This is a genomic window from Methanobacterium spitsbergense, from assembly GCF_019931065.1.
In the GTDB taxonomy this organism is placed as follows: Archaea; Methanobacteriota; Methanobacteria; order Methanobacteriales; family Methanobacteriaceae; genus Methanobacterium_B; species Methanobacterium_B spitsbergense.
Window position 1 is genome coordinate 121,623 of sequence record NZ_JAIOUQ010000007.1, and the last position, 22,105, is coordinate 143,727.

At 32.6% G+C, this 22,105-nt stretch carries 30 protein-coding genes; 22 read left to right on the forward strand and 8 right to left on the reverse strand.

Annotated elements, in window-relative coordinates:
* Positions 1-196: 196 nt before the first annotated feature.
* The 11 genes from rrp41 to K8N75_RS06275 all read left to right on the forward strand — a co-directional run bounded on the left by rrp41 (position 197) and on the right by K8N75_RS06275 (position 6,038).
* Positions 197-913, forward strand: a complete 717-nt coding sequence (gene rrp41, locus K8N75_RS06225; protein ID WP_223791479.1) for an exosome complex exonuclease Rrp41 — start codon at positions 197-199, stop codon at positions 911-913.
* Between the two features lies 1 nt (position 914).
* A complete protein-coding gene (gene rrp42 / locus K8N75_RS06230) occupies positions 915-1,706 on the forward strand; it encodes an exosome complex protein Rrp42 (RefSeq protein ID WP_223791230.1) in 792 nt (263 codons plus the stop codon).
* Positions 1,707-1,838: 132 nt separating this feature from the next.
* Positions 1,839-2,108 (forward strand): 50S ribosomal protein L37Ae, encoded by a 270-nt coding sequence (rpl37A, locus tag K8N75_RS06235; RefSeq protein WP_048189961.1) that lies wholly within the window; start codon positions 1,839-1,841, stop codon positions 2,106-2,108.
* Position 2,109: 1 nt separating this feature from the next.
* Positions 2,110-2,241 carry an Rpo12/RPC10 RNA polymerase subunit family protein gene (locus tag K8N75_RS06240; protein ID WP_081882563.1) on the forward strand — a complete coding sequence of 44 codons (132 nt, stop codon included), beginning with the start codon at positions 2,110-2,112 and terminating at the stop codon, positions 2,239-2,241.
* Between the two features lie 11 nt (positions 2,242-2,252).
* Complete coding sequence (locus K8N75_RS06245) at positions 2,253-2,747, forward strand: Brix domain-containing protein (protein WP_223791231.1); 495 nt, start codon at positions 2,253-2,255, stop codon at positions 2,745-2,747.
* Position 2,748: 1 nt separating this feature from the next.
* Positions 2,749-3,033, forward strand: coding sequence for a KEOPS complex subunit Pcc1 (locus K8N75_RS06250; protein ID WP_223791232.1), 285 nt, complete (start codon positions 2,749-2,751; stop codon positions 3,031-3,033).
* A gap of 78 nt (positions 3,034-3,111) precedes the next feature.
* On the forward strand, positions 3,112-3,477 hold the full coding sequence (locus tag K8N75_RS06255) for a prefoldin subunit beta (RefSeq protein WP_223791233.1): 366 nt from the start codon (positions 3,112-3,114) through the stop codon (positions 3,475-3,477).
* A complete protein-coding gene (locus K8N75_RS06260; protein WP_223791234.1) occupies positions 3,474-3,737 on the forward strand; it encodes a DUF3194 domain-containing protein in 264 nt (87 codons plus the stop codon). The genes K8N75_RS06255 and K8N75_RS06260 overlap by 4 nt, the downstream gene beginning before the upstream one ends.
* Positions 3,738-3,818: 81 nt before the next feature.
* A complete protein-coding gene (locus K8N75_RS06265) occupies positions 3,819-4,499 on the forward strand; it encodes a HisA/HisF family protein (RefSeq protein WP_223791235.1) in 681 nt (226 codons plus the stop codon).
* A gap of 91 nt (positions 4,500-4,590) precedes the next feature.
* Positions 4,591-5,475: a PfkB family carbohydrate kinase gene (locus K8N75_RS06270; RefSeq protein ID WP_223791236.1), complete on the forward strand. Its 885-nt coding sequence runs from the start codon at positions 4,591-4,593 to the stop codon at positions 5,473-5,475.
* A gap of 143 nt (positions 5,476-5,618) precedes the next feature.
* Positions 5,619-6,038 (forward strand): hypothetical protein, encoded by a 420-nt coding sequence (locus K8N75_RS06275; RefSeq protein WP_223791237.1) that lies wholly within the window; start codon positions 5,619-5,621, stop codon positions 6,036-6,038.
* Positions 6,039-6,180: 142 nt separating this feature from the next.
* On the opposite strand, the gene K8N75_RS06280 is transcribed toward K8N75_RS06275, so the two are convergent.
* The 5 genes from K8N75_RS06280 to K8N75_RS06300 all read right to left on the reverse strand — a co-directional run bounded on the left by K8N75_RS06280 (position 6,181) and on the right by K8N75_RS06300 (position 10,053).
* Complete coding sequence (locus K8N75_RS06280) at positions 6,181-6,363, reverse strand: hypothetical protein (RefSeq protein WP_048189968.1); 183 nt, start codon at positions 6,361-6,363, stop codon at positions 6,181-6,183.
* 123 nt (positions 6,364-6,486) lie between these two features.
* Complete coding sequence (locus K8N75_RS06285) at positions 6,487-8,061, reverse strand: ATP-binding protein (protein ID WP_223791238.1); 1,575 nt, start codon at positions 8,059-8,061, stop codon at positions 6,487-6,489.
* A gap of 92 nt (positions 8,062-8,153) precedes the next feature.
* The gene (locus K8N75_RS06290; protein WP_223791239.1) at positions 8,154-8,834 is read right to left on the reverse strand and encodes a TIGR02253 family HAD-type hydrolase; all 681 of its coding nucleotides are present in this window, start codon (positions 8,832-8,834) and stop codon (positions 8,154-8,156) included.
* A gap of 198 nt (positions 8,835-9,032) precedes the next feature.
* A complete protein-coding gene (locus K8N75_RS06295) occupies positions 9,033-9,692 on the reverse strand; it encodes a DNA polymerase domain-containing protein (protein WP_223791240.1) in 660 nt (219 codons plus the stop codon).
* Positions 9,673-10,053, reverse strand: coding sequence for a 30S ribosomal protein S8e (locus K8N75_RS06300; protein ID WP_223791241.1), 381 nt, complete (start codon positions 10,051-10,053; stop codon positions 9,673-9,675). The genes K8N75_RS06295 and K8N75_RS06300 overlap by 20 nt, the downstream gene beginning before the upstream one ends.
* 423 nt (positions 10,054-10,476) lie before the next feature.
* Here K8N75_RS06300 and K8N75_RS06305 point away from each other — a divergent pair, with 423 nt between their 5' ends.
* From K8N75_RS06305 to K8N75_RS06315, 3 genes are all read left to right on the forward strand, one after another.
* Positions 10,477-10,806 (forward strand): hypothetical protein, encoded by a 330-nt coding sequence (locus K8N75_RS06305; protein ID WP_223791242.1) that lies wholly within the window; start codon positions 10,477-10,479, stop codon positions 10,804-10,806.
* 322 nt (positions 10,807-11,128) lie between these two features.
* The gene (hypE, locus tag K8N75_RS06310) at positions 11,129-12,139 is read left to right on the forward strand and encodes a hydrogenase expression/formation protein HypE (RefSeq protein ID WP_223791243.1); all 1,011 of its coding nucleotides are present in this window, start codon (positions 11,129-11,131) and stop codon (positions 12,137-12,139) included.
* Positions 12,140-12,317: 178 nt separating this feature from the next.
* A complete protein-coding gene (locus K8N75_RS06315; RefSeq protein WP_223791244.1) occupies positions 12,318-12,728 on the forward strand; it encodes an RDD family protein in 411 nt (136 codons plus the stop codon).
* Positions 12,729-12,811: 83 nt separating this feature from the next.
* On the opposite strand, the gene K8N75_RS06320 is transcribed toward K8N75_RS06315, so the two are convergent.
* Entirely contained in the window at positions 12,812-13,471 is a 660-nt protein-coding gene (locus tag K8N75_RS06320; RefSeq protein ID WP_223791245.1) for an ABC transporter ATP-binding protein, read from the reverse strand.
* Complete coding sequence (locus K8N75_RS06325; protein ID WP_223791246.1) at positions 13,464-14,129, reverse strand: FtsX-like permease family protein; 666 nt, start codon at positions 14,127-14,129, stop codon at positions 13,464-13,466. Before K8N75_RS06325 ends, K8N75_RS06320 begins: the two co-directional genes overlap by 8 nt.
* A 180-nt stretch (positions 14,130-14,309) precedes the next feature.
* On the opposite strand from K8N75_RS06325, the gene K8N75_RS06330 reads away from it, so the two are divergent.
* The 6 genes from K8N75_RS06330 (at position 14,310) to K8N75_RS06355 (ending at position 19,818) form a co-directional block, all read left to right on the forward strand.
* Positions 14,310-14,960, forward strand: coding sequence for a cobalt-precorrin-8 methylmutase (locus K8N75_RS06330; RefSeq protein WP_223791247.1), 651 nt, complete (start codon positions 14,310-14,312; stop codon positions 14,958-14,960).
* A 4-nt stretch (positions 14,961-14,964) separates the two neighbouring features.
* Positions 14,965-16,230 (forward strand): glutamate-1-semialdehyde 2,1-aminomutase, encoded by a 1,266-nt coding sequence (gene hemL, locus K8N75_RS06335; protein WP_223791248.1) that lies wholly within the window; start codon positions 14,965-14,967, stop codon positions 16,228-16,230.
* A 216-nt stretch (positions 16,231-16,446) separates the two neighbouring features.
* Positions 16,447-16,899 (forward strand): hypothetical protein, encoded by a 453-nt coding sequence (locus K8N75_RS06340; protein ID WP_223791249.1) that lies wholly within the window; start codon positions 16,447-16,449, stop codon positions 16,897-16,899.
* Between the two features lie 407 nt (positions 16,900-17,306).
* Entirely contained in the window at positions 17,307-18,014 is a 708-nt protein-coding gene (gene mtxX, locus K8N75_RS06345; RefSeq protein ID WP_223791250.1) for a methanogenesis marker protein Mmp4/MtxX, read from the forward strand.
* A 190-nt stretch (positions 18,015-18,204) separates the two neighbouring features.
* Positions 18,205-18,972 carry a polyprenyl diphosphate synthase gene (uppS, locus tag K8N75_RS06350; protein ID WP_223791251.1) on the forward strand — a complete coding sequence of 256 codons (768 nt, stop codon included), beginning with the start codon at positions 18,205-18,207 and terminating at the stop codon, positions 18,970-18,972.
* Between the two features lie 87 nt (positions 18,973-19,059).
* Positions 19,060-19,818, forward strand: a complete 759-nt coding sequence (locus tag K8N75_RS06355) for a YchF/TatD family DNA exonuclease (RefSeq protein ID WP_223791252.1) — start codon at positions 19,060-19,062, stop codon at positions 19,816-19,818.
* A 33-nt stretch (positions 19,819-19,851) separates the two neighbouring features.
* On the opposite strand, the gene K8N75_RS06360 is transcribed toward K8N75_RS06355, so the two are convergent.
* Positions 19,852-20,229 carry a carboxymuconolactone decarboxylase family protein gene (locus K8N75_RS06360; RefSeq protein ID WP_338038034.1) on the reverse strand — a complete coding sequence of 126 codons (378 nt, stop codon included), beginning with the start codon at positions 20,227-20,229 and terminating at the stop codon, positions 19,852-19,854.
* Positions 20,230-20,642: 413 nt separating this feature from the next.
* Here K8N75_RS06360 and K8N75_RS06365 point away from each other — a divergent pair, with 413 nt between their 5' ends.
* Together K8N75_RS06365 and K8N75_RS06370 are read left to right on the forward strand one after the other, a co-directional pair.
* The gene (locus K8N75_RS06365; RefSeq protein WP_223791254.1) at positions 20,643-21,296 is read left to right on the forward strand and encodes a TetR/AcrR family transcriptional regulator; all 654 of its coding nucleotides are present in this window, start codon (positions 20,643-20,645) and stop codon (positions 21,294-21,296) included.
* A 41-nt stretch (positions 21,297-21,337) separates the two neighbouring features.
* Positions 21,338-22,024: a DUF169 domain-containing protein gene (locus K8N75_RS06370; protein ID WP_223791255.1), complete on the forward strand. Its 687-nt coding sequence runs from the start codon at positions 21,338-21,340 to the stop codon at positions 22,022-22,024.
* Positions 22,025-22,105 lie beyond the last annotated feature (81 nt).

The following is a 22,105-nucleotide window of genomic DNA, read 5'->3' on the forward strand; positions in this document are numbered from 1 at the left end:
GGAATCAGAAACTGAGGAATCAGAAACTGAGGAATCAGAAACTGAGGAATCAGAAACTGAGGAATCAGAAGAATCAGGGGAAGACAAATCAAAAGAATTTGAACCCGAATCCGTAGAATCTGAAGAACCGGATGAAGAAGAAGAATGTAAAGAGGAATAAATGGAATTAATCCAAAAATAAGGGGTGATTATCATTATAACCAATACTAATCTAAACACCGGTACAGAAACCAGTGCAAGAGCCAATAATAGGGCTTTTGATGAATTGAGAAATTTAAAAATAGAAGCAGGAGTACTTGAAAGGGCTGATGGATCAGCTTACCTTGAAATTGGGGGTAATAAAGTACTTGCTGCGGTTTATGGCCCAAGAGAACTTTTTGTAAGACGTTTAATGCAACCTAACCGGGCTGTTTTAAGATGTAAATACAATATGGCACCATTTTCAGTAGATGACAGAAAAAGGCCCGGACCTGACAGGAGATCAGTGGAGATATCTAAAATAACATCAGAAGCACTTACTCCAGCAGTTTTCCTTGAAAAATTTCCACGTTCAACAATAGATGTTTATATAGAAGTTCTTGAAGCCGAAGGCGGAACAAGATGTGCAGGCATAACAGCAGCTTCAGTTGCACTTGCAGATGCAGGCATTCCTATGAGGGATATGGTTGTTGCTTGTGCAGCAGGAAAATCAGATGGCAATGTTGTTATCGACTTATCTGAAGTTGAAGATAAAGAGGGAGAAGCAGATCTTCCAATTGCATTGATGCCAAGAACCGGTGAAATTACACTTCTTCAGATGGATGGACACCTCACAGGGGATGAATTTGAAAAGGCCCTTGACCTTGCAATAGGTGGCTGCATGAAGATAAGTGAAGAACAGAAAAAAGCCATAAAAAACAGGTATGGTGAGTAATATGGTTCATATAGTTCCAGAAATCATAAAAGAAAGCGTTACCAATCTCGTAAAGAATGGAGAGAGAACAGATGGAAGAGCCTTTGATGAATACAGGGATATATCAGTAGAACCTGGAGTAATTGAGAAGGCAGAAGGATCTGCAAGGGTTAAAATTGGAAATACTCAGATAATGATCGGTGCAAAACCACAGTTAGGATCACCTTTCAGTGATACACCCAATGTCGGAGTTCTAATGACTAACACTGAACTTTTACCAATGGCAGCACCTAACTTCGAATCAGGACCACCAGATGAAAATTCAGTTGAGCTTTCAAGGGTTACTGACAGATGCATAAGAGAAGGAAAGGTTGTTGATCTTGAAAAACTATGTGTAGTTGAAGGGGAAAAAGTTTGGATGATATTCCTGGATCTCCATGTGCTGGACTACGATGGTAATCTAATGGATGCAGCAGTATTGGGAAGTGTTGCAGCACTTATGAACACTAAAATCCCCACAGCCAAACTTGAGGGTGATGAAATTGTTCTTGACTACGATAACATGATACCATTACCAATCAATGAAAAAGCCTTAATGTGCACATTTGCCAAGATTGGTGGAGAAATTCTTATTGACCCTTCACTCGCGGAAGAGGAGATAATGGGCGCACGCTTATCAATAGGTATGACTGAAGATGGCAGTATATGTGCTATGCAGAAAGGTGGAGCTGAATCTTTGAACAAGGAAGAAATTTTAAAAGCAGTTTCCATTGCAAAGATTAAAACAGCAGAACTTAGAACACACCTTCCATAGATGCATTTATAACTAGTGATGTGCAAATTTATTGATCTGAACATTCATAATTGAAATTTTCATTAATTTTTTTTTATGAATAAATTTCTCATAAACAAATTCAAAAATATTAAAATAATCTAGGTGAATAACATGGCAAGAACAAAGAAAGTGGGTATAACCGGAAGATTCGGTGCAAGGTACGGTAGAAAAGCCAAAAGGACAGTTAAATCAATAGAAGAAAACATGAAGAGGGATCATGTATGTCCTCAATGTGACAGGCCTGCAGTACGCAGAGTTTCAGCAGGAATATGGAAATGCAGAAAATGTGGAAATGTATTTACAGGCGGAGCATATCTTCCAACAACCCCTATGGGTAAAACAGCTGCAAGGAACATAAAGAGGATAGTTGGAGGTTTATAAATTGTACAAATGTGGAAAATGCGGTACTTTAGTCGATATCAAGGGTTATACAGAATCTAAATGTCCAAGCTGCAGATACAGGATTCTTTTTAAGGAAATACCACCTGTAAGGCGTAGCATCAAAGCTAAATAATCCTGGTAACTATGTTGATTACAACGTCTAGGAAGCCCTCTCAGCGAACAAGATCCTTCTGCAAAGGTCTTGTAAGGGTTTTAAATTCAAGTTACATAAACCGGGGAAAGATGAGCATCCGTGACGTTCTAATAAAATCTTCTGAACTAGGAAATAATACAATTGCAGTAGTATCAGAAATGAAGGGGAATCCCAGTAGGATAGATTTCCAGAATGAAACAGGTGAAGTAATCTTTTCAATGGATGTTACAGTTGGAATTCCAAATTCCAATGCAAGCTCCAAGGGCAGGGTCCAATCTGAAGAATTGAAATTACGTTCTGAGATCCCTGAACTCAACCAACTTGGAAATATATTGGATATACCCCCATTCAAAGAAGATTCAGAAATAAAAAATATCCTTTTTATAAGGACGGGCGACGAGAAAAACAAGGCTATTATCGAATTTATTGGTAGTAACGGTATGGAAACAGGTCCAAAGATTTTTGTTAAGGAATGGAGGACATAAATTGGAATATTCCAATGAAGCTGACATTCTCACAGGTATTGAAACAGAACTTGAAATCGAATTTAATACCACCAAAGAAGCAGAAATTATCTTAAAATCAATCAAACCCGAAATAAATGGATCTCCATCTGACAGAACAACTGTTAGTATTGATATTCATGAAAATACATTAAGGATAACTATCGATGCTCAGGATACAGCATCTTTTAGAGCATCTTTGAATTCATATTTAAGATGGATAAAATTGTCATATGAAGTGATAAATCTTAAAAATGAGTATTTATGATTAATAAAGTATTATTACATATTAAATTTGAATAAAAAATTTATATGAACCTTTTTTAAGGTTTAATGAGGTGATAAAATGGAACTTCCTAAAAACATCCAACATCAAATACAACAATTCCAACAGGCACAACAACAAGCTCAGGCAATTACAATGCAGAAACAGAGCGTTGACATGCAGATAAAAGAAACTGAAAAAGCTTTAGAAGAACTTAAAAAGGTAGAAGGAGACACAGACGTCTATAAAACTGCAGGAAATCTTCTTATTAAAGTAAATCAAGAAGAAGTAACCGTAGAACTTGAAGATAAAATTGAAACTCTTAAACTTCGAGAAAAATCAGTTAAACGCCAGGAAGAACGTATAATGGCTAAACTCCAGGAAATGCAGACAACTATACAAGAAGCAATGCAGGGATCAGGAATGTCCCCGGGGTTAGGTAATTGAGGAAACTTTCAGATCAAGAACTTGATGAAATTTCCGAACTTGCAGTTAAATCTGCAGAAAATTTCATCTATTCAAAGATTCCAAAAAAAGAAGTTTTAGATCTTGATATAAAGGTCGAACTTGACTATCACGAGGGGTTGGATGTTGATATTAATGTTGACATTCAATTCGATCCTTTATCCAAACCAGATGATGGAATTGCAGACGATGCTGTAGATTATGCTATTGCTGAAATAGACAGTTATATTGCAAAGAATTAAATTTTTACAAGATTTTTTCTAATTTATTTAATAAATTTTCTCAAATCATTCTAAAAAACTCTATAATTTGGAATAGTTGCCATGATAATTCCTGTACTCGACTTGAAAAAGGGTGAAGCAGTATCTGGAAAATCAGGAATGAGGGAAACATACAAACCATTGAAAACAGTTTTCCATGATTCATCAGATCCTGTTGCTATTACACAAGCACTAAAAGATGAGGGATACAAACGCATTTATATTGCAGATTTAGATGCAATAAATGGGTCCGGCTCCAACTTACAAATTGCAGGGGAAATAAATAATATTCTTCCTGTTATGTTAGATTCAGGAGTAAACAGTTTTAAAGGGATTGAAAAAATCCTTGACACTGTGAATAAAGTTATCATAGCAACAGAAACCATTAAAAGTCTTGATGATCTTGATGTAATATTTTCCCAAAGTTTAAAGCAAGACCTTATAATGAGTGTGGATGTTAAAAATGGACATATTCTTGGTAAATATATAAAAGCAAACTTTAATGAGGTACTAAAGAAAATACAAAAGATTAAGCCTTTGGAGGTCATTCTTTTGGATATTTCTAGAGTTGGTACTGTTAAGGGCTTTGATCATGCACTCATTGATAGTTTCAATGTTATTGACTCCGAATTAATTCTAGGTGGAGGTATTACAGCCGAAGATGTTAAAGAATTAAATGTTTTAGGAATTGAAAACTTCCTGGTTGGAACAGCACTTCACAAAGGGATCATCAATCATTACTAATACTCATTTTACAGTGTTCTGATTTATTCAATGCTTATTGAATAAAGAAATTACTAATATAATTATAAGATAAAAATCCAAAGTGTATATCATGCCAAAATTTATTATAATAGGTCCTTTAACAAGGGACACAATTTCAAGAGATGGTTTGGTATATCACTCCACAGGAGGTGCAGTATACTATCAAGCATCAGTACTTTCAAATCTTGATGTGGATGTAACTGCAGTTATCACACTTTCACGAGAGGATGAAGAACTTTTAAATGCATTTCCTCAAAATGTGGATATAATCCCCCTGTTTTTTGATAAGACAATGAAATTTGAGAATATATATCCTAATCATAATCCTAATCACAGGATACAGAGGGCAACTGTGCCAGAAAATCCGGTTAAACCGGAAAATCTTCCAGATGATATTGAATCCTACGATGCTGTTCTTTTATGCCCACTTTCTCCTTCAGATATCCCTATTGAAACAATAGAACACATATTCCATTATAATGTGCCCATTTACATGGGTGCACAAGGATATTTGAGACAGTTGAAAGATCATCGAGTTATTTTAAAGCCATGGAACAATTTTGAGAAATTTTTGAGATTTGTTCAAATGATTTTCATAGACGAAGTTGAAGCAAAAGTTATGGTGGGAAGTCATAAATTGGATAAAATAGGTAACGAACTTTCAACTTTCGGCCCCCAAGAGGTAATAATCACTTGCGGAGATAGAGGTGCTGTAATTTACTCATCCATTTCTGAGCATACCTATAAAATCCCTGCTTTTACCCCTATGCAAACAATGGATCCAACAGGTCTAGGTGATACATACATGGCGGCCTATGCAAGAAAAAGAATGGAAACATCAGACCCTGAAACATGTGGAATATTTGCTTCAATGGTTTCTACAATGAAACTGGAAAAAATCGGTGCATTTCAAGGAAACATTACAATGGTCAATGAACGACTCGGAAAATTCTGAAATAGAACCTAAAATAAATATTTAATACAGACCTAGATTTTGTTTTGAAAAGGAAATGCATACTAGAATTAATTATAAATTTTAATATAAGTATAATAATAGAATGTAAATATTAAATACCAGAATCTATGGAGCGAATAAATATGATTGAAGAAATTGAGGAAAGGATAGATGATAATTTTCATAGAGATTTATGGAAGTCCCGTGGAGAGAAACTAGTAAAATGTGAAAAAATCTTTCATAAACCTGCAATAGATGAAACAGGGCCTTCAGAACAAATTATTTTAACCTTTGAAGATACTGATCAGATAGACATAGAAAATACATATAAAGTAAGTATCATTGCTAACAACATGGAGTTTGGTGTATGTGACAGTTTCAATAATCCAATGGGCATAGAATCCATAATAGGAAAGAGATTGTTAGACTATGGTGAAGTGCACTTTGATACTTTCAATGAAGATACAGGGGCTGTACAAAGGGCAACTCTGATTTTTGAAGAAGATTATGAAATAAATGTTGATGGTTATAATTTATTGATAGAAAAACATACAGCAGAATGAGAATATTCTATAAATTTTAAAATACTACATATTCATAAATTTTTTAGATTATCAAATAGAAAACATCTGGTGATGTTTATATAATCCAAAATTAAGTATTTTTCTTTACTAATATAATTACTAATTAACTTAAAATAATTTATTACCCCAGAAGGAATGGGAGTATTAAGAATGGAAGTAGTCCTCCTGCAAAGAATATAACTATCCCTGCTATGGTGTATGGGGTTTTCCTGTCCATTATACCCATACAAAGGAGCAGTACACTTATTACTGCCATAATAGGGGGAATTATATGTGAAAATAATAATACAGATGAGTTTGCCATTTGATCACTTCTTAAATATTTTATTTATATAATATTTTTAGGAATAATGTAACATTGATATTATTCTTTGTTCACTTAAACTTAATCTTTGAATAATTATACTCTATCCATTTTACTACTAAATTATTTATTTTGTAATTGTAGATTTTCATGGATTTCCAGCACTGAACTTCGGAGTTCTTTATCAGATTCAGCAATTAAATCGATTCTATCCACATTAATATTCCTTTGATGTAGGAATCCAACAAGTTGTACTGGTGTTATATTATCATCCAAATCTAGAATTATGGCATCTGATTCATGAGTAATTTTAATTGTACCAAATTCTGTCAATGCATCTAGGGTTTCCTGAACTTGGGAAGTTTTAATACGGAATGAACGTGTTTTTCTAGTAATCTGTGCAATGTCAATATTCATTCTTTGAAGCACTATCAAAATATGTCTTTCAAGAGAACCTTCCAATACATCTATGTCAATTATATCTTTTCTTCTGTTAATTCGCACTGCCTGACATATCTGTGCTACATCCCTTGCATGCGCAAATGTGGGTTTTAATCCTTCTCCACCATCATTGATGCTCGAATAAACATTCATGAATCGTTCAAAAATATTTTCATTGTATTTTTCTTCCAGATAATCAAGGTTCATTTTAAAAACCTCAGCAACTTCGATAATATCTGGATTTTTAAGGAAGATATGTAAAGGCGCCCTTCTTAGATGTGCTTCATCCATTATACTAATATCCAAGTTGGTTGAGAAAGCAGGTATGAAGTTACAGTGTACAATTACAGGAATACCTCTTACATAAACAACGTCCTTTTTATTTTCCATAGGAACTATAAGCCTATTTAAAATGAGTTCATGGTCGTCTCTCTGTCTACCAAGATCATCTATTAGAAGTATGCCACCATTTGCCTTTATTGTTGGGGATGTTTCATAAACTCCCTTGTTAACATTATAATTGGTCTCGAGTTTGTTTAAACCTAGTTCGGCTCCAGTTAAAACAAATGGGGCATGAATTTTAACCCATCTTGGGTCTTCCGGTTGTTCTGGGCACATACTATGAAAATCAGGATCATAAATTTGTATAACTTTTCCACCAAATTCAACGAACTTTGGAATCACAACTGGAGGTAGTAGATCAGACATTTTACCTGTGAGAAATGTTTTACCGGTTCCAGGAGGTCCATATATGAATATTCCCTTTCCTATGATACAAGATTCAATAAGGGATTCTTTAGCGTAGTCAACACCAATAACATCTTTAAATGTTGTTTTCACAACATCTGGCGGTATTTCAATTGGGTATCTTCCCTTTAGTTGAGCATCCATTATTTGGTAATAATCTTCGTAGCTTACAGGTGCAACACCAATATAAGGATTTTCCTCAGAAATTCCCCTGGTTTTCTCACGACCCTTTTTTGATATACTATACTGAACACTTGAAAATAAAAAACTACCACTGACAGGAGCGCATAAACCTTCTTTTTCAAGATTGCTTAGACATCTTTCCAATATATCCCAGTGAATACATGTGATATCATTTATGGTACTGGTTTTCACAGTTCCGTAACTTGTTATAATCTTTAAAATCAAGTCATTAACAAATGGTTCTGATAGTTGAATATCTTCAATAGTTTTTGGCTGTTTAAGGATTTCAAATATGGTTTCCATTTTAGAATCATGATAATAGTTCATTCAAACCCCACCTAAATTTACCCCAATTTATATTACCTAAATTTATCATTACAATTTATAATACTATCCAATTATCATCTAGGTATAAATTATTACATTATATCCTTAATTTTGCCAATATCGGATATTATGTCCATTTTAATACTGGATTTCTTAATATACTTTTTTTCTGATTCTTTTAATTCTTGAGTTAAATATACTGCGGACATGCCGGTGTTTATAGCACCTTGTATATCATCACTAAAACTATTACCTATCATTACTGAATTTTCAGCTTTACAGCCCATTCTATCCATTGCAAGTTCAAATATGGCAATATCTGGTTTTTCAACCCCTGCTTCTTGGGAGGTTACCACGGAATCAAAGAAATGATGCAAACCAAGTCTAACAAGTTTTTCATATTGTTTAATAGTTAAACCATTTGATATAACTCCAAGACGGTATCCTTGTGCCTTTAAATGAATAAGTGTGGACATTGTGTCGGGGAAAAGCCTTAAAAGAGCAAATTTGACGTTATGATAAGTGATCATTCCAATAGCAATTAATAAGGGGTTTTCTTCCCCAAAAACCCTTTTTGTAAGAACATTTAGATGTTTATCATAGTTTGAACCTTTTTCTTTAATGATTTCCCTTAATAGAATGTAAGCGTCATCATTTGATAATGGTAGTCCTGCATCTATCATTGCATTTAATGCGGCTTTTCTAGCTAGTTTTGCAAATCCTGATGTGTCATAAAGTGTATCATCTATATCAAAAAAAACAGCTTTAATCATTTTTGGCACCCGTATATTAAGAAAAAATTGAGTATAGAATTAAATAAATAATGAAAATAGGATAAAGAATAATATGAATTTTGATTACAATCCAATGATTTTCCCCGATTATTTAAAGGATTCTCGTAAAAAAATAATTTTAACAAAATTATCCCTCTTAGTTATAAATATTGTAATGAAATTTTACTATAATTATATTCAACTAAAAAATGCATCCAAACTGCTTTGTTTTTCTTTGTGCATTATATCCTCTTTTGAGTAACCAATTGCCTCAATAATCCTAGAAACTGCAGGAAGAACCTGGTTTTCTATATAGTAATTTGAATCGTAGTTAATAACATCAACATCTTCCAATGGAATTGCTCGTTTACTAATGGGTTCTTTTCCCCTTACAATTACGTAACGTATTATTGCACCCCTAGAAACATTTCTTCCATTTGCAATGGATTTTTTAGCTGCTAAAACATGGGGAGCCATTTGAACATATTCTTCGGGATTTTTGGTGAGCTGTGTGTGTATAACAAGATCTTCAAGCGGAATTTTACCCTCTTTTATCTCTTCAACCACAGCTCTAATAATTTTTGTGGCCTTTTGTGGGGAAGCATCTTCAAGAATGGCTCTTAAAACTTTTTCCTGAGTCTTTTTGGCAACTGGAGCCCAGTCACGTCTGACTAACTCTAACCCCTTAACCACAATATTTTTATTTTCTATGAGGGCATATCTTTTTTTGGTAACAAAGAAACCCCTCTCATAGAAACCTTCATATTCGAGTTCCATTCCTTCAGGGAGTTTTTTATTAACATCCCCAAGGAACTCATCAACTTTTTCTAAAATTTCTTCATTCAACAAGCACACCATTTATCATACCGTGCTGACCTGGCCTTGAAGTAACTTTAACTTTACCTAGGTTCGTATCTACAACGGCTCCTTTAGTTATAATGTTACGCCTTACAAAGTGAGTGTTTGCTGTATTCTCAACAACTGTCATGATTTCTGCAACTTGTACTTTGTTTGTTTTCGGGTCAACAACGTTGATATTTTTGTCATTTGCTAATCTGACTTTCTCGTTACCACCCTTTGTTCTGATTATCTTGATTTTACGGTCACCTATTTTGGTGTCTGCTGGGTCTCTTCCAAATTCCATGTTTCTTTTATTTCTGTTGGTCTTTGCACGTGCACCACTCGGTTTTCTTAATGATTTTCCTTGCCAAATTGCCATTATTTCACCTCTAAAGCTTAAAATGTAATGTATTACATATTCATGAAAATTTCAATTAAATATGATTTTGAAACTTAAAATATTCTTAAATATGGATTTACCTAAAAAATCTTTCTAGGAAAGACTTCATTTGTAGATCACACTATATTAATATTATTAATTTCGACACCATGAACAATTTAAATTAAAATATTTCTTGAATTTTCTATTGATTCATGGTTTATTGATGAAGACTTAAAAATATGTTGTTTAAAAGGGTGCAAAAAAAAATAGTTTAAAAAACTTATTAAACATTCTTATCTAATAAATAAATATTATTTTATAAAATAAAAGAATTCAAAATAGGATTGACATTTAATAATAAAAAATAAGTTAAATATTCAGAATATTTATTTTTATATTTAAAAGAATTGGAAGATTAAAATGGCTAAAAAAATAGAAAATAACAAGAAAAATGGATGGCAAGAGGTTAAAGATCCAGAAGATGAAATTTGGAGACCCGAAGCCATAGGTGAAGAAATTAGTGGTAAGTATATAAGAAGGGAAGATGATGTGGGGATTTATCACAGCACCAAATATACTTTAGATACAGGAAATGGAGAAAAAGAGGTATTTGGGTCAACTGTATTGGACAATAAATTCAAGGACATACCAATAGGTTATGAGGTTAAAATAATATACATGGGTGAAAAACCAAGTACGCCTCCAAAAAAGCCTTTTAAATTATTTCAGGTTTTTAAAAGACAAGTTTGATGAATATAGGGGTTATAATTATTTATTAAATTAAGATAATACATTTTTTTTTAACGGGGTTGGGAATATAGTATCATAGTTTTTATATGGGATGATCTAATACCACAATAAGAACTTTTCATATTCAAGTAAATTGAAATTTATTATTTAATTGTAAGCACAATTATCTAATTCAATTCGCTTGAGGAATATGAAATTACACGTTTAGATAATCTTAAATAAGAAATTAGGTTTAGTTTAGGAATATTTTCAGATTAGGTTGTGGTAATATACAGTATCTTAACTATAACACATTTAAAAAAAGAGGAGAATGGTGAATCTTATGAAAATAGGCATGTCACATGGAGCTGGTGGCGGGGTCATGCAGGGTCTCATATCAGAAATCATACTTGGAAATCTTAAAAATAAAAGAGTTAACGGTGGAGTTGGACTTGAAGATCTCGATGATGGAGCTACAATACCATTTGATGATTATGAAATTGTTATAAGCACAGACAGCCACACAGTTGATCCAATATTCTTCCCTGGAGGAGATATTGGAACCATATCCATAGCAGGTACTGTTAATGATGTTTCTGTTATGGGTGCAAAACCTCTTGCAATTGCAAATGCAATGGTTATAAGCGAGGGATTTTCTGGTGAAGATTTTGAAAAGATTATCAAGTCAATGGACAAAGTTTGTAGAGAAACGGGTGTGGCCATAATAACTGGTGATACTAAGGTAATGGAACATGATAAACTTGATAAGATAATTATATCCACCACAGGGATAGGCATTGTTAAAAAAGGAGAAGTTAAAAGGGATTCTGGCCTTAAAATGGGGGATAAAATAATTCTCACAGGAAGTGTTGGAGATCATGGAATATCTCTCATGTCCTACAGAGAAGGATTTGGTTTTGAAACAGACCTTAAATCCGATGTAGCACCTGTTTGGGACATGGTTGAGGCTGCTCTTAAAGTCGGTGGAGTAAATGCCATGAAAGATCCTACAAGGGGCGGAATTGCCAATGCACTCAATGAACTTGCTTCAAAATCGGGTGTGGGAATGCTGATAGAAGAGGAAAAGATTCCTTTAAAGGATGCTGTTGTAGCTGCTTCTGAAATGTTAGGAATCGACCCATACGAAGTAGCAAACGAGGGTAAAGTTATCATGGGAGTTGAAGCAGATAAGGCAGATGAAATATTAGCTGCAATTAAAAACACCAAATATGGTAAGGATGCCCAGATCATAGGCGAAGTTACAGACCATGCTCATGTAATTATTGAAACTCTTCTAGGCGGTAAAAGAATACTTGAAGCTCCAATTGCTGATCCAGTACCTAGGGTATGCTAAGAAATTTATAAATTTAAGAAAAATAGAAATTTGATTGGAGATTGTTGTATTGCAACAATATTTATAAATAAAGAGCATGAAATGAGAATTAAAGTAATCTAACTCAAATAAATATCAAAATTATTGAATATATATGATTACATAAAAAGGGAATTACAGATTTTAACGAGTGATAAATATGGAGAACTTTTGGGGTCGACGTTTTGCAGCTTTATTGGTAGATATAGTTATAGTAACACTTTTATTATGGATAATAAGTTCTTTAATATTCCTGTTAATGGCGGGACTTGGGATTTTCTCTGTTCTAAATTATTGGATTTTTATAGGGGCAATTTTAATAATAGTCTATTTCACATACATGGAGGGTAAAACCAGTACGACCCTGGGTAAAAGATTATTCAAATTAAAAGTAAAGGCTAAAGATGGGGATATGAATTATAAAACAGCTTTTATCAGAAACCTATCTAAAATACTATGGGTTCCACTCATTGTAGATGTGATACTTGGATTTATATTTGTAGATTCAAATGACAGAATTCTTGACAAAGTTTCAGGAACATGTGTTGTGAATGTTGAGGAACAGGGTTAAAAAATTATTATTCCTATAAATTAATACATAAAATAAACCAATAAACCTAAAATATTTTTCAATTCTTTTTTTAAAATAAATATTTATTGGACAAATGTTCCGTCGGCAATCTCAATAAGATTACCTCCCAATTTTGAGATATTTCGGTTATTGGTTGTTACTACTACTGTCAAATCTTCTGTTCTGTTTAGTTCTTGAAGAATTTTTATAAATTTTTCGCTGTCTGCAGTGTGAAGATCTCCTGTAGGTTCATCTGCAAGTATTATGGAATGATTATTTACCATAGCACGGGCTAAACTAACTCTTCGCCCTTCTTCAATGGACATTTCCTTTGGAAGTTTCTTGTGGTCACTGAAGCCTACTTTCTCCAGTAGTTTCTTGGCAAGGTTTTTGTCTGAATTAAGCATAGGCAGGGTTATATTTTCAAGGGCGTTTAATGTGGGTATCAGGTTTGAACCTTGGAATAAAAATCCAATCTCATCCCTAATCACAATATTTCTCTTTTTTTGAGCAAGTTTCCCACTGTTTTTGCCTTTTATCCATACTTTTCCCATGGTGGGTTTTTCTAGTAGTCCAATTACTCTTATCAAAGTTGATTTACCCGAACCAGATGGTCCATATATTATACTGAAAGAACCCTCTTCAACTGAATAGTTTATATTGGCTAACGAGTGGATAACATGTTCCCCATTTTTATAAATCTTCCACACATCTTCGAGCATTACAATATTATTTTCATTCATTATTCAATGCCTCCACAACATGCCTCTCAGATGCAAACCATGCAGGGAATAAGCCTAAAATCATACTTAATATGGTGGTAATTGTGATAACTACTATAATTAGCCATAACGGGATTAATATTGATATTGGAATTCCAATAATGTTTGCTAGCATTGTCAATCCTAATGATCCAATTATAACACCTGCAACTGATCCTAACAATCCTAAAAGACCAGCTTCAAGTGATAAACTTATAATAAGTTGCGTTTTTGAAAAACCAAGAGTTTTTAATATTCCGATTTCTCTTTTTCTTTCATTTAAATTAAAACCCATTGTGTTTATAATGTCTAAAATTCCAACTAGAAATACAAGGCTTGCAATACCATCTAAAATATAAACAAGGTTATTGATTAACACCTGTATTTTAGTTACCAGTACAGAATGGGTTAAATTGGTTCCCAACATTGAATTTACTTGATCAGTAATAGAAGTAACAATTGATTGAGAACCATTTCCATTAGTAAATGAATTGGCTTGTTTTAGAAAGGTGTTTAAACCTAACCCAGAACTTACCAAAAACAATAGAATAACAACTCCTAAAGTAATTCTTAAAATAGCGAAGCTATTCCTTAACTTGTTTCTACGAAGATTTTTTAAGGATAGTTTGTAGATATCCATGTACCATAATATCATATCATGTTTTATTAAAATTATTCAAAATAAAAAAAATTCTTAAAGTATTCCAATCAAATAAATTATTCAAATTATGTGATTTCATTACTGAAATTCATATAGATGAATAATTCCATGAATTAATATAATAACCCAGTAGTAAGATTAATTATTTGAGTAGGTATCATGAGTAAAAGAGATCCAAAATCAACCATGTTCATGGGAGCATCAACAAAACAGGGCTATGAAATTGCTGAAAAAAGCAGGGAAATAGTTAGATCCCTTATAGCTGATAAAACCAAGGAATTGTCCAATGAAGAGAGATCAATCGTTGAACGTATTGTACACTCAACAGCAGATCCGGAGTATGCAGATATTACCAAGATGAGCAAAGACTTTGTTAGAGCTAGTAGGAATTCCATCGAAAATAAAAAGGATATTTTAACCGATATTAACATGGTTAAAACAGGGATAAACAAATATCCCGGTGAAGTCAATTGTTACATTAAAGATGAAAGGACTGTCACAATTGCAAAGGAATATAACATAACACGTGCAGCTGCTGCAATAAGAGTTGCTGCAGAAAATGATTTTGAGGGGATAGCTGTAGTTGGAAATGCCCCAACTGCATTATTAGAAATATTAAATTTATTTAATAAAGGAAAAATTAATGTCAGTTCGGTTATTGGTGTTCCTGTAGGATTTGTAGGTGCTGCTGAATCAAAAAAGGCCCTAGAACAAACAGAAATTCCTTATTTAGTAACAGAGGGTCCTAAGGGAGGAACACCAGTTGCTGTTGCAGCTGTTAATTCTCTTATTAATCTTAAAAAGGAGTGAAAAAATGAAATCTGAGGAACTTTTTAATGAATCTAAAAAATTTTTACCAGGTGGTGTTGACTCTCCTGTGAGGGCCTACAAACCTTATCCATTCTTTGCAGAGAGGGCAAAGGGATCTAAAATCATAGATGTAGATGGAAAAACCTATATAGATTATTGCCTTGCATATGGACCAATGGTGCTAGGACATGCAAATCCTGAGGTGATGGCTGAAGTCATACTACAGCTTAAAAATGGTTCTGCATATGGTGTACCAACAGAAAAAGAAATTGAACTTGCAAAAATGGTTGTTAAAAAGGTTCCCTGTGCTGATATGGTAAGATTTGTGAATTCTGGAACAGAAGCTACAATGAGTGCAATTCGACTTGCTAGGGCAGCTACCACTAGAAATAAGATAGTGAAATTTGAGGGATCGTATCATGGGGCACATGATTATGTTCTTGTAAAATCAGGCTCAGGAGCAATGGGATTACCTGATTCTCCAGGAGTTCCAGAAGAAACAACTAAAAATACCATATTAGTACCATTCAATGATGAAGATGTACTTTTGGACCTTGTAAAAGATCAAGGTGATTCAATTGCAGCCATAATCATTGAACCTATCATGGGAAATATTGGATTTATACCGCCAAAAAAAGGCTATCTTGAATTTTTAAGGAAGTTAACATCTGAAAATGATATTATCTTAATTTTTGACGAGGTTATTACAGGTTTCCGAATTGCAGAAGGAGGTGCCCAGGAGTACTTTGGAGTAACACCAGATCTTGTTACATTTGGTAAGATACTTGGTGGGGGATTTCCAATAGGTGCACTTGCAGGTAAAAAGGAGTTGATGGAAATGATAGCTCCTTCTGGAAATGTTTATCAAGCAGGAACATTTAATGGTAACCCTATTTCTGTTACTGCTGGCTTAACAACTTTAAAACAGCTTAACCATAGTTTCTATTCCGAAATGAATTTAAAAGGAGAGAAGTTAAGGGATGGAATAAGGGATGTTTTGGTTGAAAATGATCTGAACTATCAAGTTGCTGGTTTAAGTTCCATGTTTCAGGTTTATCTTACTGAAAAGGAAGTCTGGAACTATGAAGATGCAAAAACTGCGCAAATTGATAAATTCACACATTACTTCCAAACACTTCTTAATAATGGTGTTTTTGTACCTCCTGCCCAGTTTGAATGTTGTTTCCTGTCACTGATGCATAGTGATGATGATATCCAAAACACTCTGGAAATCATTGATAAAGGAATGAAAACAATTAAAAATCTCTGAAGAAATTTTCTTCTAGAATACCTATTTTTTTAGTTTAACTCTATTTTTTCTATTTTTTTTTAAATTAAAGACTGATTTCAAAATATGAAAATAATATTGCTAATAAAAATTTATATAGTAAAACTTTTAACTGTAAATCAATTAAATGATTAATAATTTCAAATTTATTCAAATTTTTGAACTAAATCGTGTTTTCTTGATAAAAAAAGTAAAATTTTGATCTTCTTTCTTATTCTATTGATAGGAATTTTTGAAATCAATATAGCTGTTGTGCTGGATGATGATATAGTTACAGCAACATCAATGGGTAATCTGAATAACACAAGGAATGTAAAGAGTAATATTGATGAAAAAGCATTACAATCAAAATTCCAGGAAATAAAAGATATTCCTTACAATCAAAAATCCATGAACTGTAAAAATAAATCTGAAATGTTTGCGGACTATCTCATACAGATAGGTGCAAAGAATGTATATGTGGTGGTTATTGAACATAAATCTGGAAAATACTCTCATGAAGTTGTTGAATGGGATGGACATATCTATGATGCATGTAATAATAATGAATTGAGTTATCGAACATCCAAAGATGAATATCTGAAAAAATTAAATGGAATAGGATTCAGTGGAATTACAGTCTACTACCCACATGTACATCATGATTCATAAAGAAAGACCAACCAAATGTTTTTTTATTTTTAGAGTATATTATAGTTTCAATCAAAGAGAATTGATTATTTCTACAACAGGTTAATATTAACAAAAAATAATTGTTATTAAGTTTAATGAAATTAAAGCTATATAATTAATCAGTAACTAATCATAATTGAAATTTTCTACTATTATACTCCTTATTTTAGGGATTATGTTATGAATTCTGGTAAAATTGGTTGTAATAATATAATATCAAATTATCTGAATATTCAATCAAAATCCATGGAATATATCTTTAATCTTGAAAATACATAGGAATTCATAATTTCATTAATATAAAATTCTAGTTAGTATAGATAAATTGATTAATAGTTCAAAAAATAGTTAATGATAATATATTAAAACTGGGATCAAATGATAGGATGAAGATTGTTGCAGGTGTTGGGAAAAATAAAAAGGTTATTGAAGCAATTGAGAATGTGAATTTTGAAGTTTTACAAACAGAATCCGAGGAGGAACTTGTTAAACTACTTTTTAATGGTCATGCAGACGCAGCAATTAGGGGATCACTGAGTGCCTCGAAAATAATGATCAAATTGAGGGAAAAATATCCGAAAATAGCTAGAGCTTCTTATATAGATTTAAAAGGTCAGAAATTCCTTTTAGCACCAGTTGGTATAGATGAAGGTGATGATTTAAAACAAAAATTACTCATTGCCTGGGAAGGATCCCAATTCTTAACATCAATTGGTATAAAACCAAAATTAGGAATATTATCTGGTGGACGGCCCCAAGATTACGGTAGAAGCACGAAAATAGATGATTCATTGGAAGATGGAGAACTTTTAACTTCATTGATCAATAAAGAATCTATTGATGCTAAACATTACTTCATAATCATTGAGGATGCAATTAAAGAAGGTGCAAATTTAATTATTGCACCAGATGGAATATGTGGAAATTTAATATTCAGAACCCTAGTCCTTTTAGGTAATGGAAAAAGCCATGGGGCAGTAACATTGGGAATGAAAGAAATATATGTAGATACATCACGCTCACAAGATGTGGAAGGATACAAAAATGCCTTGAAATTTGCATATTATCTTGCAAATTTAAAGAAACAAATTTGACTGTTTAATTGAATTAAACAATAACAATAGGGTTTCATTAACTATAAATTATTTCTTACCATATCTATAAAAAAACTAAAATTACATTTATACTATTCAGTACAATATAAAATCTAAATAATAAATATCCAATTTAATTTGATGAGCATAATATTTTCAGAGGATATAAATGAAACAAAAGGAGTTGAAAATGTCAGTTTTAAAACCTGTTTATAAAGCTTATGAATGGTATATATCCAGAAATCTCACACGTGAAAACCTTCCAAAACATGTTGCAATAATAATGGATGGTAATAGAAGATTTTCAAAGATCCAAGGGAATATTGACACTATAGAAGGTCACAAAAGAGGAATAGGCACTCTTGAAAAATTCCTGGACTGGTGTGTTGATCTTGAAATAGAAATAGTTACTGTGTATGCTTTCTCAATTGAGAACTTTAATAGGCCTGAAAATGAAGTCAGGGGCCTCATGAATCTATTCAAAGAAAATTTCGAGGGAATAGCACAGAACGAAAAGATCCACAAAAATAAGGTTAGAATAAAGGCTGTTGGCAAAAGAGAACTTCTTCCTGAAGATGTGAGAAAGGCAATTGAAATAGCAGAAGAATCAACAGCTTCCTACGATAAAAGGCTCGTTAATATAGCAATAGGATATGATGGCCGTTTAGAAATAGTGGACGCTATAAAACAGATTGTTAAGGAAGTAGAAGATGGTAAAGTGTCTATAGAAGATATAGACGAGAGAATAGTCAATGAAAATTTATACACAGCAGGTCTTGAAGATCCAAACCTGATTATAAGAACTAGTGGAGAAGAAAGATTAAGTGGGTTCTTGTTATGGCAGTCATCGTACTCTGAACTTTATTTCTGTGATAGTTTATGGCCAGAACTACGAAAAGTAGATTTTTTAAGGGCATTAAGATCCTATCAACAGAGAGAAAGACGTTTTGGAATTTAGTATAGATATAATCATAAATTTTGATTAATCCAAAAAAATAAAAATATCCTAAATTAAACTTTTTTCAATACTAACTGGTGAATATTTATGATTGATACCCACTGTCATGTTGATTTTAAGGAATACAATAAGAACAGAAATGAAGTAATGGAACGAGCAAAAAATAAACTTACTGCAATAATAAACTCTGGAGCTAGTTTGGGGGGTAATCAAAGAACATTAAAGCTTCAAGAAGATTACTGTGGATTTTTATATTCAACCCTGGGATTTCACCCTTCAAAAACTTCAAAAGCAGATTCATCAATAATTAAACAGGCATTAAACGAGATAGAGGATAATATAGATCTTGCAGTTGGAATAGGCGAAACGGGCATGGATTATCATGAAGTAACCGATGTTAACCATAGAAAAAAACAAGAAAAAATATTTGGAATTTTTATTGAAATGGCAGAGGAATATGAACTTCCACTAATAATCCATGCAAGGGCTGCTGAGAAGAAAGCTCTTGCGATGGTGAAAAAGACATCATCACTTAAAGACGTTGTTTTTCACTGTTATGGAGGAGATATGGAAACAGCTGAGCTTATTGTTGAAGAAGGATACTTCCTGTCTCTTTCTACCATAATATGTTTTTCAGATCACCATAAAAAACTTGCAAAGGAAATCCCTATTTCAAATTTATTAACAGAAACAGACAGCCCCTATCTATCACCATTTAAGGGAATTAGGAATGAACCTGCATTTGTTGAGGAAGCTATTAAAATAATAGCGGAAAAAAAAGATTTAACTCCTGCTAAAGTTGATAAAATAACAGAAAAAAGTGCTAAAAAAATATTTAATATTTAATTGAATATTTTAGGAATATTAATAAATAAATATTCATTTTTTTCCATCTATTTCATTAAATACTTCTTTTGCAATGTTTATCCCATTTATTGCCCGAGGAAATCCTGCATAAACTGCCATTTGAATAATTACTTCAATAACTTCTTGTCTATTGCATCCAACATTCAGAGCACCTTTTATATGATCTTTGAGTTCTGGTTTTGTATCACCTATTGCTGTGAGGGCTGCAATAGTTGCGATCTCTCTGGATTTCAAGTCAAGACCCGGGCGTTCATAAACATCCCCATATGGAAATTCAACAACAAAACGTCCAAGATCAGGTGCTATATCCTTTAAGTTTTCCATAAGGGCTTTGCTTGCCTCGGGATGTATTTTTTCAAGATTCTTTAAACCCGTACTGTATCTGTCCACCAAATTCAAACCTCCTATTAATACATTTAATTTTTATATACTTGATTCAATTTCAAATATTATAAAATTTAATCATTGGTGTTAAATCCAAGAAAATTTATTTACAAGCCTTTACACTTAAATCTCCATTTTTTTTTTGGTGTTTCAATTATTCTGATATCATTTCATAACTGATTTTTTATATTCTTTGGTTTTCCTTTTCTTATTTCTATTTAACTAAAAATAAACTTTCATTAAATATGTAAATCATTTTTGATTTTTAAGAAATTTTTCTAACCTAATTAAAAAATTTTATTTTGGACCAAAAACTTTATATAATCTATATAACTACTATTCATATATCTGACTCAGAGTCATATACAAAATTCTTAGTCATAAATAAGATCTAAATTCATTATTGATAGGTGAAAAATATGTCACTTGGAAAATGGAAAGAAAGAGAAAGAGAACAACGTCGAAATGATATTATTAATGCAGCTAGAAAATTGTTTGTTGATAGAGACTTTGATGAGGTCTCAATGGATGAAATAGCAGAAAATATAGGTCTTGGTAAAAGTACACTTTATCTTTATTTTAAAAATAAAGAAGCATTGTACTTTGCCATAGAATTACGTGGTATCCAAATTTGGGTTGAAATGGTTAAAGAGGAAGTAAAAAAAGGAAAAACTGGTTTAGAAAAGTTAATATTATACATTAGTGCAACCCGGGAGTTTTCTAAGAAATATCCTAATTGTTTAAGGATGTTGTATTCTCCTACAAATAATAAAAAACAATTTGATATGAATAAACTGAACAGTAGTGAAGAATTTCAAGAAGTAAGGGGATTATTTAAAGAATTAATGTTCATAGGAATAGATTCAATACAAACAGGTAAAAATGATGGTGAAATCAGATCAGATGTGGATCCTGTGGAAGCAACTGTCCTCCTATCGGTAATCATCAATGGTATGGTGAATATGGGGAGTTGGAGTAAAGAAATATTGGAAAGCAAGGGAATTAATGAACAAAAATTTACCAATGATACAGGAGATCTATTCCTTCATATGTTGTCAGAAAATATTAAATAAGTAAGAATAGAGCAAAAAATGCAATAATAAAGGTGTTAAATATGGATTATAATGAATTTGGGGAAAAATTGAATGAATTTCTAAAATTGGAAAATGAACCAGTGGCCATAAAATGGTCTGTAAAAGAGCCAAAAAATGTTGAAAAGGAAGAAGAAAAATCAAGTTTTTGCACAAAACTTATGAAAGCCATGAAAGGCGAAATGTTCTATGCAACTGCTGAGGAAGAGGGATGTATGGGTGGTGCAAGATATTCTGGACTTAAGGACATACGTGAATACTCTGCAAATGTACAAAGCGGTGCATTTATGGTTCCAAAAGGATTATATAAGGATATTCCTGCAGTGCAACGTTCAAGAAAAGATGAAACATACATAAATCCTGGAATTTTTAATGCAGTTGTTTTCGCTCCCTTGAATAGGGCAGAATTTGAACCAGATGTGATATTTATGATCTGCAATGCGAAACAGGGAATGGAAATACTACATGCAAATGCTTATGATTCTGGAGAACATGGACTAGGTGCTGACGCAGTTCCTATATGCAGTTCAATGGCTGCAACTCCTTATATGGCTGGAAAAGTCACTTATGGATTCGGCGACGTTGCTGCAAGGAAAAATATGGGTCTCGATCAAGAAGATATTATGATTAGTATTCCTGGAAGTGACTTGTCCCGTGTTGTTTCTAATTTAGGAGAGATGCGAACTAAAATGTTCTTTAAGGAAGAATGATTTTTCAATAATTATTATATTTTTTTTGTAAATCATGCAATAAAAATAAATTTAAACCCTTAAATGAATCGCTAATAATAT